Genomic DNA, 14,435 nt, shown 5'->3' with positions numbered 1-14,435 from the left:
TCCCCTCCGCTCTGTTCCCTGACCTGTGCTTGGCGAGCTCTGCGGATCAGTACGGATCATAGGCAGAACCGGCCGGTCGGGGACTTGCACTTCGCTAGTTCCCTGCCGGTCGAGCGGTGGACCCAACTCTCCCAGCACGGCCCGAACGCCGGCACCCCCCATGCGGAGGGTACCGGCGATGGGCGGGGAACAGGGAACTACCGCTTGGGCCGCCACACCACCAGCGCGCTGGACTGCTGGACCTGCTGGTACGGGACCAGGTCGCGGCGGTAGGAGGCGTGCACCGCGGCCTCCCGCTGCTGGAGCGCGCTGGCGGCGCCGTCCAGCGCGTCGGCCAGCTCGGCGACCCGCGACTGCAGGGCGGTGACCTGGTTCTCCAGCTCGATGATCCGCTTGATGCCCGCCAGGTTGATGCCCTCGTCCTGGGACAGCCGCTGCACCTCGCGCAGCTGCTGGATGTCCCGCGCCGAGTAGCGCCGGCCGCGCCCGGCCGTGCGGTCGGGGCAGACCAGGCCGAGCCGGTCGTACTGGCGCAGGGTCTGCGGGTGCAGGCCCGAGAGCTCGGCCGCCACCGAGATCACGTAGACCGGGGTGTCCTCGGTCAGCACGTAGTGGGTGGGGCCGGGGGCCCGGCGGGGGGCGCCGCCGGGCAGGCCCTCGCCGAGTCCCGGGCCGATCGGGCCGTCAGGAGTGATCATCCGGTCACGCTCCCTCCGCCGCCCGGAACAGGGCGGCTCGCGGGTCGTCGGAGGCCGTGGCCTCGCGGTACTGCTCCAGTGCGGTCAGCGCGTCGCCCTCGACGTGCTTGGGTACCACGACCTCCACGGTGACCAGCAGGTCGCCGCGGGTGCCGTCCTTGCGGGTGGCGCCCTTGCCCCGGGCCCTCAGGGTGAGGCCGTTGGCGCTGCCGGCGGGCAGCTTGAGCTTCACCGAGGGGCCCTTGAGGGTCGGCACCTCGATGGTGCCCCCCAGCGCCGCCTCGGGGAAGGTGACCGGCACGCTGACCGTCAGGTTGTCGCCCTTGCGCCCGAAGACCGGGTGGGCGTCGACGTGCACGGTGACGTAGAGGTCACCGGGCTGGCCGCCGCGCTCGCCTTGGGCGCCCTTGCCCTTGAGCCTGATCCGCTGGTTGTCCTGGACCCCGGCCGGGATCCGGACCTGCATGGTGCGGGCCGAGCTGGCCCGGCCGCTGCCGTGGCAGACGGTGCACGGGTCGTCGACGATCATGCCGCGGCCCTTGCAGTCCCGGCACGGCTCGGAGAGCGCGAAAGCGCCCTGGCCCCGGCTGACGGTGCCCGCGCCGACGCAGGTCGGACAGACCCGCGGGGTGGTGCCGGCCTTGGCGCCGGTGCCGCTGCAGGTGCGGCAGGCGGCCTGGCTGGTCATCCGCAGCGGGACGGTCGCGCCGTCCACCGCCTCGTCGAAGCCGAGCGTGACCTCGGTCTCCACGTCGGCGCCGCGGCGCGGCTGGGCCTGCCGCCCGCCGCGGTTGAACAGCCCGCCGAACACGTCGCCGAGCCCGCCGCCGCCCGCCTGGCCGGCGCCGGTGAACAGGTCGCCGAAGTCGAAGCCCTGGCTGCCGTTGCCGCCCGGGCCGGCCCGGAAGCCGCCCGCGCCGAACAGCGACCGCGCCTCGTCGTACTCCTTGCGGCGCTTGTCGTCCGACAGGACGTCATACGCCTCGGAGATGTCCTTGAAGCGGTCCTCCGCCTTGGTGTCGCCCTTGTTGGCGTCCGGGTGGAACTCCCGGGCGAGCTTGCGGTAGGTCTTCTTGATCTCCGCGGAGCTGGCGTCCTTGGGCACGCCGAGGACCTTGTAGTAGTCCTTCTCCACGTAGTCCTTGGTGCTCATGGCTGCCGCCACCTCCCGAAGTGCGTCCATACGGCGCTGCGGAGCCGTCCGTCGTACTCGACGACGTACGACTCCGCAGCGCACAGATTGTCAGTTGTCGCCCGCACCGTCAGCCTTGTCGGACTCCGAGTCCTCGGAATCCGGCGTGGCCGTGGTCTGCGTGCCCGGCTGGGGCTCGGCCACCGCGACCATCGCCGGGCGGATGACCCGCTCGCCGATCCGGTAACCCGGCTGCAGGATCTGCACACAGGTGTCCTCGGTGACGTCCGAGGAGTAGCTGTGCATCAGCGCCTCGTGCAGCGTCGGGTCGAAGGCCTCGCCCTCCTTGCCGAACTGCTGCAGGCCCAGCTTGGCCACGACGGTCTCCAGGTTGTCGGAGACCGACTTGAAGCCGCCGGTGACCTCGCCGTGCTCGCGGGCCCGGCCGATGTCGTCCAGGACCGGGATCAGGGCCTCCAGGATGTTGGAGACCGCGATCTCGCGGACCGTCAGCCGGTCGCGCTCGACCCGCTTGCGGTAGTTCTGGTACTCGGCCTGAAGGCGCTGCAGGTCGGCGGTGCGCTCGGCGAGCTCCCGCTTGGCGGTGGCCAGTTCCTCCGAGGTGCCGCCGGCGGCGGCCTCCTCGGCGGCCTTGATCACGGCCTCCTCGGCGGCGGCGGAGTCGTCGCCGGGCTGCTCGCCCTGCGGCTTCTCCGTCATGCGGCACCACCCTTGGGCTTCTCGTCGTCGACGATCTCGGCGTCGACCACGTCGTCATCGGCCTTGGCCGCACCCTCGCCGGCCTCGGCGGCGCCGCCCGCGGCGTCGGCGTTCGCGTAGAGCGCGGCGCCGAGCTTCTGCGCGGTGGTGGAGACCTTCTCGGTGGCCTCGCGGATCGCGGTGATGTCCTCGCCCTTGAGGGCTTCCTTGAGCTCGCCGATCGCGGTCTCGACCTCGGTCTTGACGTCGGCCGGGAGCTTGTCGGTGTTGTCCGCGATGAACTTCTCGGTCGAGTAGACCAGCTGCTCGCCCTGGTTGCGGGTCTCCACGGCCTCGCGGCGCTTGTGGTCCTCCTCCGCGTACTGCTCGGCCTCGCGCATCATGCGCTCGATGTCGTCCTTCGGCAGCGCGGAGCCGCCGGTGACGGTCATCTTCTGCTCCTTGCCGGTGCCGAGGTCCTTCGCGGCCACGTGCATGATGCCGTTGGCGTCGATGTCGAAGGTGACCTCGATCTGCGGCAGGCCGCGCGGCGCCGGCGGCAGGCCGGTCAGCTCGAACATGCCGAGCTTCTTGTTGTACGCCGCGATCTCGCGCTCGCCCTGGTAGACCTGGATCTGCACGGACGGCTGGTTGTCCTCGGCCGTGGTGAAGATCTCCGAGCGCTTGGTCGGGATCGTGGTGTTGCGCTCGATCAGCTTGGTCATGATGCCGCCCTTGGTCTCGATGCCGAGGGACAGCGGGGTGACGTCGAGCAGCAGGACGTCCTTGACCTCGCCCTTGAGCACACCGGCCTGCAGGGACGCGCCGATGGCGACGACCTCGTCCGGGTTGACGCCCTTGTTGGCGTCCTTGCCGCCGGTCAGCTCGCGGACGAGCTCGGCGACGGCGGGCATGCGGGTGGAGCCGCCGACCAGGACCACGTGGTCGATCTCGGACAGCTGGATGCCGGCGTCCTTGATGACGTTGTGGAACGGGTGCTTGCAGCGCTCCAGCAGGTCGGCCGTCAGCTGCTGGAACTGGGCCCGGGTGAGCTTCTCGTCCAGGTGCAGCGGGCCCTCGGCGGAGGCCGTGATGTAGGGCAGGTTGATCGAGGTCTCGGAGGACGAGGACAGCTCGATCTTGGCCTTCTCGGCGGCCTCGCGCAGACGCTGCAGGGCCATCTTGTCCTTGGACAGGTCGACGCCGTGGCCGGCGTGGAAGACCTTCACCAGGTGGTCGACGACCTTCTGGTCCCAGTCGTCACCGCCGAGGTGGTTGTCACCGTTGGTGGCCTTCACCTCGACCACGCCGTCGCCGATCTCCAGCAGCGAGACGTCGAAGGTGCCGCCGCCGAGGTCGAAGACCAGGATGGTCTGGTCGTCCTTGTCGAGGCCGTAGGCGAGCGCGGCCGCGGTGGGCTCGTTGACGATGCGCAGGACGTTGAGGCCCGCGATCTCACCGGCCTCCTTGGTGGCCTGGCGCTCGGAGTCGGAGAAGTACGCCGGGACGGTGATCACCGCGTCGGTGACCGTCTCGCCCAGGTACGCCTCGGCGTCCCGCTTGAGCTTCTGCAGGATGAAGGCGGAGATCTGCTGGGGGTTGAAGTCCTTCCCGTCCAGGTTGATCTTCCAGCCGGTGCCCATGTGGCGCTTCACCGAGCGGATGGTGCGGTCCACGTTGGTGACCGCCTGGCGCTTGGCGACCTCGCCGACCAGAACCTCGCCGTTCTTGGCGAAGGCGACGACGGACGGCGTGGTCCGAGCGCCCTCGGCGTTGGTGATGACCGTGGGCTCACCGCCCTCAAGAACACTGACGACGGAGTTCGTCGTACCGAGGTCGATGCCGACCGCGCGTGCCATCGTAAATACCTCCATGGAAGAAGTTGAGCTGTACGGACTCAAGGATGCACGACGACCCCTCGAGCGTCAACAGCTATGAGTCCGTGTCGCTCAACTTTACTGCGCCCTTATGTCACCGGCCCGGCGTGACCGGGACTGAGCCGTACGGGTGAGCCTGTCCTTAGTGACTGCCGCCATACCTTGAGCGTCTTATGGATCAGTGGTAAGGAGCGGTAGTGTCCGGCCCGTTGGATCGGTAAGTTACCGATCAGTACAATCGGGGGGACCCCTTTACCCGTCCCCCTGTTTCAGACCTGTGGGACACCAGCCGCTGGAGACGGAGAGCCGATGCAGCTAGCAGCGATCGTCATCTCGCTGGTCACGACTGTGATCGGCATCGCGCTCGCCGCCAGGGCGGCCGCGTACATCTACAAGGTGGTGAAGACCGGCCAGCCGGACGCCACCCGCACCGGGCAGCCCGTCCAGCGCGTGAAGACTGTGGCGGTCGAGTTCCTCGGCCACACCAGGATGAACCGCTGGGGCGTCGTCGGCGTCGCGCACTGGTTCGTCGCGGTCGGCTTCTTCACCCTGGTCAGCACCCTGGTCACCGCCTTCGGCCAGCTCTTCGACGCCGAGTGGGCGATCCCGCTGATCGGCCACTGGCTGCCGTTCGAGGTCTTCACCGAGCTGGTCGGCACCTTCACCACCCTGGGCATCGCCGTCCTGATCGTGATCCGGCTGCTCAGCCTGCCGTCCCGGTCCGGCCGCAAGTCCCGGTTCGCCGGCTCGATCGCCTGGCAGGCCTTCTACGTCGAGTACACGATCCTCGGCATCGGCCTGTGCATCATGATCCTGCGCGGCCTGGAGGGGGCGCTGGCCGGCGTCGACTCCTACGAGGCCGCGTACCTGGTCTCCTACCCGCTGGTGGCGGCCTTCCGCGGCCTGTCGCACGGGACGCTGGAGAACCTGATCTACCTGTTCGCGATGCTGAAGATCTCGATCTCGTTCGCGTGGGCGACCACCATCGGCATCAACCCGTCGATGGGCGTGGCCTGGCACCGCTTCCTCGCCTTCTTCAACATCTACTTCAAGCGCGAGGAGGACGGTTCCACCGCCCTCGGCGCGCTGCGGCCGATGACCAGCGGCGGCGCCCCGATCGACTTCGAGGACCCGGCCGACGACGCCGTCTTCGGCGTCTCCCAGGTCGAGCACTTCGCCTGGAAGGGCATCCTCGACTTCTCCACCTGCACCGAGTGCGGCCGCTGCCAGTCGCAGTGCCCCGCCTGGAACACCGGCAAGCCGCTCTCGCCCAAGCTGCTGATCATGAGCCTGCGCGAGCACGCCTTCGCCAAGGCGCCGTACCTGCTCGCCGGCGGCGGCAAGGACATGGAGGGCGAGGAGAAGGCCACCGCCGAGCAGCTGGCCGGCGTGCCCGCCGCCGCCCTCGCCGAGGCCGAGCGCCCGCTCATCGGCACCGCCGAGGAGGGCGGGGTCATCGACCCCGACGTGCTGTGGTCCTGCACCACCTGCGGCGCCTGCGTCGAGCAGTGCCCGGTGGACATCGAGCACATCGACCACATCGTCGACATGCGCCGCTACCAGGTGATGATCGAGAGCTCCTTCCCGACCGAGGCCGGGACCATGCTCAAGAACCTGGAGAACAAGGGCAACCCGTGGGGCATGGCCACCAAGGCCCGCCTGGACTGGGTCAAGGAGCTCAAGAAGGAGACCGGCATCGAGGTGCCGGTGATCGGCGAGGACATCGACCCCGCCGAGGTCGAGTACCTCTACTGGGTCGGCTGCGCCGGCGCGCTGGAGGACCGGGCCAAGAAGACCACCAAGGCCTTCGCCGAACTGCTGCACACCGCGGGCGTGAACTTCGCGATCCTCGGCAAGGAGGAGTCCTGCACCGGTGACTCCGCCCGCCGCCTGGGCAACGAGTTCCTGTTCCAGATGCTCGGCGCGCAGAACGTCGAGACGCTGAACGCAGCGCTGGAGGACGCCCCGGTCAAGCGGATCGTCGCCACCTGCCCGCACTGCTTCAACACCATCGCCAACGAGTACCCCCAGCTGGGCGGCCACTTCGAGGTCATCCACCACACCCAGCTGCTGCAGCACCTGATCGACGAGGGCAAGCTCGTCCCGGTCAACCCGGTCGAGGGCCTGATCACCTACCACGACCCCTGCTACCTGGGCCGCCACAACAAGGTCTACAGTCCGCCGCGCGAGATCATGGACAAGGTCCCGGGCCTGCGCCAGCAGGAGATGCACCGCCACAAGGAGCGCGGCTTCTGCTGCGGCGCCGGCGGCGCGCGGATGTGGATGGAGGAGCGGATCGGCAAGCGCATCAACAACGAGCGCGTGGACGAGGCCCTGTCGCTCAACCCCGACATCGTCTCCACCGCCTGCCCGTTCTGCCTGGTGATGCTCTCCGACTCGGTCAACGGCAAGAAGAACGAGGGCGCCGCCAAGGAGCACCTCAAGGTCGTCGACGTCGCCCAGCTGCTGCTGGAGTCGGTCAAGGCCGAGCCCGTCCCGGCCGAGCCCGAGCCCGTCGAGGCGTGATCCGCCCCGCCCGTACGGGAGACTGATCCCGCGTCACACCACGGCCCCGCCTGCCCCGTCCGGCAGCGGGGCCGCGGTGCGTCCTGGGCCGGCGCCGGCGGGCGGGCCGCGGCCCGGCAGGACCGGTGCCCTAGCATTTCGGCCATGACTGATGGCGGGGGCATACCGGATGGCGGCGGTACCGGGGGCTTCCCCGGCGGGAGCACGGCGCCGGGCGGCGCCCAGGCGGCCTACCTGCCGCCGGTGACCAGCGCGACGCCCGACTGGGCGGCGCTGGCCGAGGACAACGAACGCGAACACCGGCGGCGCCGCCTGCTGAGGACCGGCGGTGCGGCCCTCGGCGTGGTGCTCGTCGGCGCCCTGGTGGCCACCGCCGTCCTGGCCGCCCGGCCCGGCGGGGACCGGCACCCCGCGGCCGCCCCGGCCTCCGCACCCGCGCTCACCCCGGACGGCGGCAGCGGCACCGGCAGCGCCCCGCCCGGCGCCTCCGCGTCCGGCTCCGCGAGCGCCGCACCCGCCGCGTCCCCCGGCGACCAGGCCGGCCCGTCCGGCGCCGCACCGACCCCGGGCGGCCGGACACCGGGCGCCACCACGAAGCCGTCCACGGGACCCGCGGCACCCGGCGGGCCCGCCGCCCCCGCCCAGCTCGACGACCGCATTGGCGGCCACGGCATCGCCCTCGCCCCGGCGGCCGCCGTCGGGCCGACCGACGGCCACAGCGGGTCGACCCTGGTGCTGCACGGCAGCGCCGACGGCTACGGCCAGAGCGCGGGCCCGGTGGTCGACACCGGCCGCAGCTTCACCGTCTCCGCCATGGTCCGAAACAACGCCCCGACCGGCGGCCGGGCCGTCGTCACCCAGGGCAGCGACAGCTACTACTCCTTCTACCTCGGCCGCGACTACTGGGACAGCCACAACCAGTGGGTGTTCAAGGTCCAGACCGCCGCCGGTGCCCAGGACAACACCACCTACCAGGCGTTCTCCCGAGGCAGTGCCACCACCGGCCAGTGGACGCTGCTGACCGGCGTCTACGACGCGGCCACCAAGAAGATCCAGCTGTACGTCGACGGCCAGCTGGCCAACACCACCCCGGTCACCGGGATCTGGCAGGCCGGCGGCCCGCTCCAGATCGGCCGGGTCCGCTACAAGTCCGCCTGGACGGACTTCTGGGACGGGGCGATCGGCGACGTCCAGGTCTGGGACCGGGCCCTTCCCGCCGGGGCCGTCGCCCAGCTGAAGGGAACCGGCGGCACCTCGGCCGGCGTCCCAGCCACCGCTGCCTGGCTGCTCCCCTGACCCGGCTCGCCCGGCCGGGGCCGGAGCCCTCCTCCGGGGGTGCGGGCGGGGTGCACCGAGAAGCCAAATATAGTAATCGCCAGACCCGTGACATGCGGGTTGCCGAACGTCCCCGGACGGTCGGCGCAGCGCACGTCAGTCGCGAGCCGTCGGCCCTGGGGCCCCGGCCGCGGACACGCCGGAACTTGGAGAAGCGCAGTCCATGACCGAGGCCATCATGCTGGTCGGTGGCAAGGGCACTCGCTTGCGCCCGCTGACCACCCACACGCCGAAGCCGATGCTCCCCGTCGCCGGCGTCCCGTTCATCGCGCACCAGCTGGCCCGCGCCGCGGCCGCCGGGGTCACCCGGGTCGTGCTCGCCACGTCCTACCTGGCCGAGGTGTTCGAGGACCACTTCCAGGACGGCAGCCCGTACGGCATCGAGCTGGTCTACCTCACCGAGAAGGAGCCGCTCGGCACCGGCGGTGCGATCCGCAACGCCGCCTCCGGGCTGACCTGCGGCCCGGACGAGCCGGTGCTGATCTTCAACGGTGACATCCTCTCCGGCGTCGACATCGCCGCCCTGCGCGACAGCCACCTGGCCGCCGGCGCCGACGTCACCCTGCACCTCACCCGGGTCGAGGACCCGCGCGCCTTCGGCCTGGTCCCCACCGACGCGGCCGGCCGGGTGCTCGAGTTCCTCGAGAAGCCCGAGACGCCCGAGCAGATCGTCACCGACCAGATCAACGCCGGGTGCTACGTCTTCACCCGCTCGGTCATCGACCGCATCCCCGCCGGTCGGGAGGTCTCCGTCGAGCGCGAGACCTTCCCCGAGCTGCTTGAGAGCGGCGCCCTGCTGCGCGGCGTGGTCGACACCTCGTACTGGCTCGACCTCGGCACCCCCGGCGCCTTCGTCCGCGGCTCCGCCGACCTGGTGCTCGGCAAGGTGGACTCCCCGGCCGTGCCCGGCCCGACCGGCGAGGCGCTGCTGCTGCCCGGCGCGGAGGTGGACCTGGGCGCGGTGCTCAGCTCCGGCACCGTGGTCGCCGAGGGCGCGAGCGTCGCCGCCGGCGCCATCATCGAGGGCAGCGTGATCCTGGCCGGCGCAGTGATCGGCCCGGACGCGTACGTCAAGGACTCGATCGTCGGCGCGTACGCCACCGTCGGCGCCCGGACCTCGCTGGACGGCGCCGTGATCGGTGACGGCGCCATCGTCGAGGCCGACAACGAGCTGCCCAGCGGCCTGCGGGTCGCCTGCGGCACGCTGCTGCCGGTCGGCGCGGTGCGCACCACGGCCGGCCCCGGCGGGTGCCCGGCCGGCCAGGTCTCGGCCGCCGCCGTGCACGGGAGCGGCCAGACCCGCTCCGAGGTCGCCAGCCGCTGACCGCGCCGCACCGTGCCCGGGCCACCGCGCCCGGGCCGGGCGGTCCGGCGGGTCGTCACAGGACGGCCCCAATCTCCCCACAGGGCCATGATCACCCGACGGCCGGTCAGCACGAACGGGTACCGTCGATCCCGTGGCAGGTAATCGATACGACAGTGGGCAGGGCGGGGACCCCCGGCAGGGCTGGCCCGCACCGGGCGGCCCGGCGTCCCCGCACCAGGGGAGCGGCCCGACCGGGCAGCCGGAGTACTTCACCGCGGCCCAGGAGGCCTACCCGCAGCCCGACGCCCACCCGGCCGGCACGGGCGACCCGTACGCGGCGGACCAGCCCGGACACACCCGCGCCTTCGCGGTCGGCGACGACCCCTACGGCCCCTACGACCCGTACGGCGCCCCCGCCGGGTACCCGGCCGGGCCGGACGGCTACGGCACCGGGCCCGACGGCTACGGCGGCCAGGACAACGTCGCGGTCTACCGGGCCGGCGGCCGCAGCACCCCGCCGCCGACCGGACCCAGGCTCGCCTGGCGGCCCCTGCTCGCCGGGATCTACCGCGAGCCCGCCCGCACCTTCGCCCGGATGCGCGACCACCAGGTCTGGCTGCCCGCGCTGTGCGTCTCGCTGATCTACGGCGTGCTCGCCGTCCTCGGCATGGGCTCCACCCACAACGAGGTGGTCAACTCGACCTTCTCCGTCGCGGTGTGGGCCATCGCCGGCGCGGCCGTCGGCTTCACCCTGGCCGGCGCCGTGCTCGGCGCGGTCACCTACGCCCTCGCCCGCCAGTTCGGCGGCGACGGGCCCTGGCAGTCCACCGTGGGCCTGGCCGTGCTGATCGGCTGGACCACGGACGCGCCGAGGCTGCTGCTGGCCCTGTTCCTGCCCGCCGACAACATGGTGGTCCAGGCCGTGGGCTGGGCCACCTGGCTGCTCTGCGCGGTCCTGCTGACCACGATGGTCCGGCGGGTCCACGACCTGCCCTGGGGCAAGGCCGCCGGGGCGGCGGCCCTCCAGTTGCTCGCGCTGCTGGTCCTGATCAAGCTGCCCACCCTGGGCTGAGCCGTACCGACCGACGCCCGGGCACCCCGGCGGTCGGACGGTGACCGGGCCCCGCGCACCGCGGGCTATAGGCTGTTGGCTTTGCCCGCTTCCGCCCGTGCCGTCACGTCCGCGACCGCCGGCCCCACCGCGACCGGAGCCATCGAATGACCCTCCCCACCACGCACGTCAGCTTCCCGGCCGGGACGGTGCACGGCGAGTCGGAGATCCTCGCCGTGCACCGGCTCCCCGACGGGCGCACCGCCGTGATCACCGCGGCCACGCCCTTCCACCCGCTCGACCACACCTGGCCCGACCAGCCCGCCGACTACGGCTCGCTGACCGTGGACGGCGTCGAGCACCCGGTGGTGGACTGCCTGACCGGCGCCGTCGGCCCGGACGGCGGCGAGGTCCTGGTGGGCGCCGACATCCCGGTGCGCCGCGGCGACGAGGACTGGTCCTGGCTGGTCCTGCACGTGCTGCCGCAGTCCTCGGCCGACGCCCTCGCCGCCGCGGCCGGCCGCACCGCCCAGCTGAGCGTCGACGCCCACCGCCGCGGCCTGCTGTCCGCCGCGCACAGCGGCTGCCACCTGCTCGCCCTCGCCCTCAACGAGGCCCTCGCCGCCCGCTGGCGCAAGGACCCGGGCCGCAGCGACGCCTTCGGCAACCCCGACTTCGACAGCCTCGCCATGGCGAGCTCGGTGATGGACACCGAAGCCAGCACCGACACCTACCGGCTGGGCAAGTCGCTGCGCAAGAAGGGCTTCACCACCGAGGCGGCCGACGACCTCCCCGCCCTCGCCGACGCCCTGCCGGCCGTCACCGAAGCCGTCAACCAGCGGCTCGCCGCCTGGGTCGCGGCCGACGCGCAGGTCCGCATCGAGGTCCCCGGGCCCGAGCTGACCGCCCGCCGCCGCTGGCAGTGCGAACTCCCGGCCGGCACCGCCGAGATCTTCTGCGGCGGTACCCACCTCCACCACCTCGGCGAACTCGCCGAGCTGCGCACCGAGTTGACCCTGTCCGAGGACGGCAGTGAACTGGTCGCGGTGACCCGCCCCAAGCGCGCCTGAACCCCGTACGGCAGGGGCCGACAGGGGCGGGGGAGCACGACGGGGGGAACACGACGAGGGGCGGCCGGTCACCCGGCCGCCCCTCGTCGTCGTCGCCGCGTCCGCGCGGCCGGTCCGCGCCGCTCAGATGTCGGTGCGGTGGAAGTTCAGGTGCGAACGCGAGGCCGTCGGGCCGCGCTGACCCTGGTAGCGCGAGCCGTACCGCTCGGAGCCGTACGGGAACTCGGCCGGCGAGGACAGCCGGAACAGGCAGAGCTGCCCGATCTTCATACCCGGGTAGAGCTTGATCGGCAGCGTCGCGACGTTCGACAGCTCCAGGGTGACGTGCCCGTTGAAGCCGGGGTCGATGAACCCGGCCGTGGAGTGCGTCAGCAGACCGAGCCGGCCCAGGCTGGACTTGCCCTCCAGCCGGGAGGCCACGTCGTCCGGCAGCGTGAGGCGCTCGTACGTCGCCGCCAGCACGAACTCGCCCGGGTGCAGGATGAACGCCTCGTCCCCCTCCGGCTCGACCAGCCGGGTCAGGTCCGGCTGCTCCTCCGAGGGGTCGATGTGGGGGTACCGGTGGTTCTCGAACACCCGGAAGAAGCGGTCGAGCCGGACGTCGATACTCGACGGCTGGACCATCGAGGGGTCGAAGGGGTCGATCACGACCCGACCCTTGTCGATCTCGGTACGAATGTCCTTGTCAGAGAGCAGCACGCCACCGAGGTTACGTGCACCTGCGGGCGCCCGACCAATCGCGCCCGCTCAGGCCAGGAACTCGGCCGCCTCCAGCCGCAGCGCCCGCGCCAGCTGCGGCGCCGACAGCTCACCCGGATCGGCCGGTACCGAGCTGCGCAGCCGCCCGCACTGCGGACAGCGGATCAGTCTCCCCGGGCCGAGCCGGCCGGCACCGAGGTTCTGCATCGGGAACGTGGTGGTGCTGAACAGATGCCCCTCGGCACAACGAACGACGGTGCGCTGATCCATCGGTCCCCTTCCCAGTCTTGCCCGGACACCCTGCGCCCGGCGCTGCGTGCGCCCCGGCGACAGCGTCACATTAGGGGATGTTCCGGACATCACGCACAGCGGCTCGCCGCCCTCCACCTCGACCGGGCGGCCCACACGCTACGCCCCGGCAGGGCCCGCCGCACCGGCCCGGCGCCGCGTTCATGCCGGACGCCCGGATGGCTCCGCGGATGGGGTACAGTGGTGATCGATCGAGCGGTCACTGACGGCTCGTCAATGCGGGCGTAGTTTAATGGTAGAACATGAGCTTCCCAAGCTTATAGCGCGAGTTCGATTCTCGTCGCCCGCTCGGAGTGAGAGCCCCAGGTCAACGGCCTGGGGCTTTCGCGTTGTCCGGGGCCGGCCGGAGTCGGGGCCGACGGGGCGGGCGTGCGGGCCGCCGGAACCACGGTGCGGCGGCATTCCGGTGCGGGCCGGAAGCCTCCGGCGGCGGGTGGGGAATCCGTTCCCGCGGCCATTTCCGGGCGGGGGGCGGCGATTACGTCGGCGGCGCCGGGAATGCGAATTGTCTGCGTGGGGACGATTGCGTCGTGAACGTCATCGCAAACCGGCGGACCGGCGCCCCTTTCGGCCGTTTTGTCACCCGGCGACCTGGGCAGTGTCCGGTAGGCGGGACGGGGCGGCCCCCGCCTGCGGCGGGACGGCCGGAGTGGGCCCGGGATCTGCGGCCCCCCGGTGCTTGCGGATCCTCCCGGGTGGCCTAAAGTTTCGACCCATGGATAGTGCTGGGGGAAGTGGGGGAAACGTGAGCGGCGGCCAGGGCGGCAACGACGGCTGGGGCGCGCCGGGTTTCCAGCCGGCGATGAACGACAGCACTCCGGACTGGGCGGCGATGGCCGAGGCCACCGAGCGCGAGGCCCGCAGGAAGCGCCGGATGCGCATCGTGCTGAGCGTGGTCGGTGTGCTGGTGGTCGCCGGCATGGTGGCGACCGCGGTGGTCCTGCGCGGCACCGGTGACAAGAAGCCGTCGGCCGACGACCAGCCCGTCGCGTCGGCGCCGAACTGCATCGCGCCCTCCCCCGCGGGTTCGAAGGGCGCCAACGACGTCCGCCTCGGTGCGGGCACCCACGTCGGCACCATCGACGGCCACAGCGGCCTGGCGCTGACCCTGCGCGGCAGCGCCGACGGCTACGCCGAGGCGGACTCGGTCGTGGTCAACACCTGCACGAGCTTCACCGTCTCCGCCGTGGTGCGCAACAACGCGCCGGAGCAGCCCCGGGCCATCCTGTCCCAGGGCAGCGACGGATTCTTCTCCTTCTATCTGGGACGCGACTTCCGGCCCGGCCACAACCAGTGGGTGTTCAAGGTCCAGACCGCCGCGGAGAGTGGCAAGGCCGTTCTGGCGGAGGCCCCCGGCTCGGTCCCGATCGGCGAGTGGACCACGCTGACCGGTGTGTACGACGCCAAGGCCGGCAGCATCGCGCTCTACGTCAACGGCGCCCTCGCGATGACCACCCCGGTGTCCGGGATCCTGTCCACCAACGGCCCGATCGAGATCGGCCGGGCGCGTTTCAAGTCCCACTGGGCCGACGCCTGGGACGGTTCGATCGCGGACGTCCAGATCTGGGACCAGGCGCTCACCCCGGAGGGGATCGCCCAGGTCGCCAAGGACCGCTCGACGGACGTCGCCGCGCGCGCGACCTGGTTCCGGTTCTGACCTCCCGTTCCGGGCGGCCTTCCGGCCGCCCGGAACGCCGCCGATTCGGCGGTCCGGCCGATACCGGTCCTGACCT

11 protein-coding genes, 1 tRNA gene and 1 pseudogene are annotated in these 14,435 nt (G+C 71.8%); 7 read left to right on the top strand and 6 right to left on the bottom strand.

What is annotated here, in order from left to right:
- Positions 1 to 197: 197 nt before the first annotated feature.
- The 4 genes from AB0D08_RS08045 to dnaK all read right to left on the bottom strand — a co-directional run bounded on the left by AB0D08_RS08045 (position 198) and on the right by dnaK (position 4,388).
- Entirely contained in the window at positions 198 to 698 is a 501-nt protein-coding gene (locus AB0D08_RS08045) for a helix-turn-helix domain-containing protein (protein WP_233288916.1), read from the bottom strand.
- A gap of 4 nt (positions 699 to 702) precedes the next feature.
- Positions 703 to 1,851: a molecular chaperone DnaJ gene (gene dnaJ / locus AB0D08_RS08040; RefSeq protein ID WP_033818290.1), complete on the bottom strand. Its 1,149-nt coding sequence runs from the start codon at positions 1,849 to 1,851 to the stop codon at positions 703 to 705.
- A gap of 90 nt (positions 1,852 to 1,941) precedes the next feature.
- Positions 1,942 to 2,550 (bottom strand): nucleotide exchange factor GrpE, encoded by a 609-nt coding sequence (gene grpE, locus AB0D08_RS08035; RefSeq protein WP_359886966.1) that lies wholly within the window; start codon positions 2,548 to 2,550, stop codon positions 1,942 to 1,944.
- Positions 2,547 to 4,388, bottom strand: coding sequence for a molecular chaperone DnaK (gene dnaK, locus AB0D08_RS08030; protein ID WP_359886963.1), 1,842 nt, complete (start codon positions 4,386 to 4,388; stop codon positions 2,547 to 2,549). Before dnaK ends, grpE begins: the two co-directional genes overlap by 4 nt.
- 327 nt (positions 4,389 to 4,715) lie before the next feature.
- Here dnaK and AB0D08_RS08025 point away from each other — a divergent pair, with 327 nt between their 5' ends.
- The 5 genes and pseudogenes from AB0D08_RS08025 to AB0D08_RS08005 all read left to right on the top strand — a co-directional run bounded on the left by AB0D08_RS08025 (position 4,716) and on the right by AB0D08_RS08005 (position 11,694).
- Positions 4,716 to 6,932, top strand: a complete 2,217-nt coding sequence (locus AB0D08_RS08025) for a (Fe-S)-binding protein (protein ID WP_033818293.1) — start codon at positions 4,716 to 4,718, stop codon at positions 6,930 to 6,932.
- 144 nt (positions 6,933 to 7,076) lie between these two features.
- Complete coding sequence (locus tag AB0D08_RS08020; RefSeq protein ID WP_359886960.1) at positions 7,077 to 8,228, top strand: LamG domain-containing protein; 1,152 nt, start codon at positions 7,077 to 7,079, stop codon at positions 8,226 to 8,228.
- Between the two features lie 202 nt (positions 8,229 to 8,430).
- Positions 8,431 to 9,504, top strand: a pseudogene (locus tag AB0D08_RS08015) (NDP-sugar synthase); the annotation flags it as partial.
- A 220-nt stretch (positions 9,505 to 9,724) separates the two neighbouring features.
- Positions 9,725 to 10,645 (top strand): YIP1 family protein, encoded by a 921-nt coding sequence (locus AB0D08_RS08010; protein WP_359886957.1) that lies wholly within the window; start codon positions 9,725 to 9,727, stop codon positions 10,643 to 10,645.
- A gap of 146 nt (positions 10,646 to 10,791) precedes the next feature.
- Positions 10,792 to 11,694 carry a metal-dependent hydrolase gene (locus tag AB0D08_RS08005; protein WP_359886954.1) on the top strand — a complete coding sequence of 301 codons (903 nt, stop codon included), beginning with the start codon at positions 10,792 to 10,794 and terminating at the stop codon, positions 11,692 to 11,694.
- Between the two features lie 123 nt (positions 11,695 to 11,817).
- Here AB0D08_RS08005 and dcd read toward each other — a convergent pair whose 3' ends face one another.
- A complete protein-coding gene (dcd, locus tag AB0D08_RS08000) occupies positions 11,818 to 12,393 on the bottom strand; it encodes a dCTP deaminase (RefSeq protein WP_033817696.1) in 576 nt (191 codons plus the stop codon).
- 48 nt (positions 12,394 to 12,441) lie between these two features.
- Entirely contained in the window at positions 12,442 to 12,663 is a 222-nt protein-coding gene (locus AB0D08_RS07995) for a hypothetical protein (protein ID WP_033817695.1), read from the bottom strand.
- Positions 12,664 to 12,920: 257 nt separating this feature from the next.
- Here AB0D08_RS07995 and AB0D08_RS07990 point away from each other — a divergent pair.
- Together AB0D08_RS07990 and AB0D08_RS07985 are read left to right on the top strand one after the other, a co-directional pair.
- A tRNA-Gly gene (locus AB0D08_RS07990) sits at positions 12,921 to 12,991 on the top strand.
- Positions 12,992 to 13,447: 456 nt separating this feature from the next.
- Positions 13,448 to 14,359, top strand: coding sequence for a LamG domain-containing protein (locus AB0D08_RS07985; RefSeq protein ID WP_033817694.1), 912 nt, complete (start codon positions 13,448 to 13,450; stop codon positions 14,357 to 14,359).
- Positions 14,360 to 14,435: the final 76 nt, after the last annotated feature.

Source organism: Kitasatospora sp. NPDC048540 (assembly GCF_040651175.1).
Taxonomy (GTDB): domain Bacteria; phylum Actinomycetota; class Actinomycetes; order Streptomycetales; family Streptomycetaceae; genus Kitasatospora.
The sequence above is the reverse complement of the archived record's forward strand: the minus strand, read 5'-3'. Positions and strand labels throughout refer to the sequence as shown.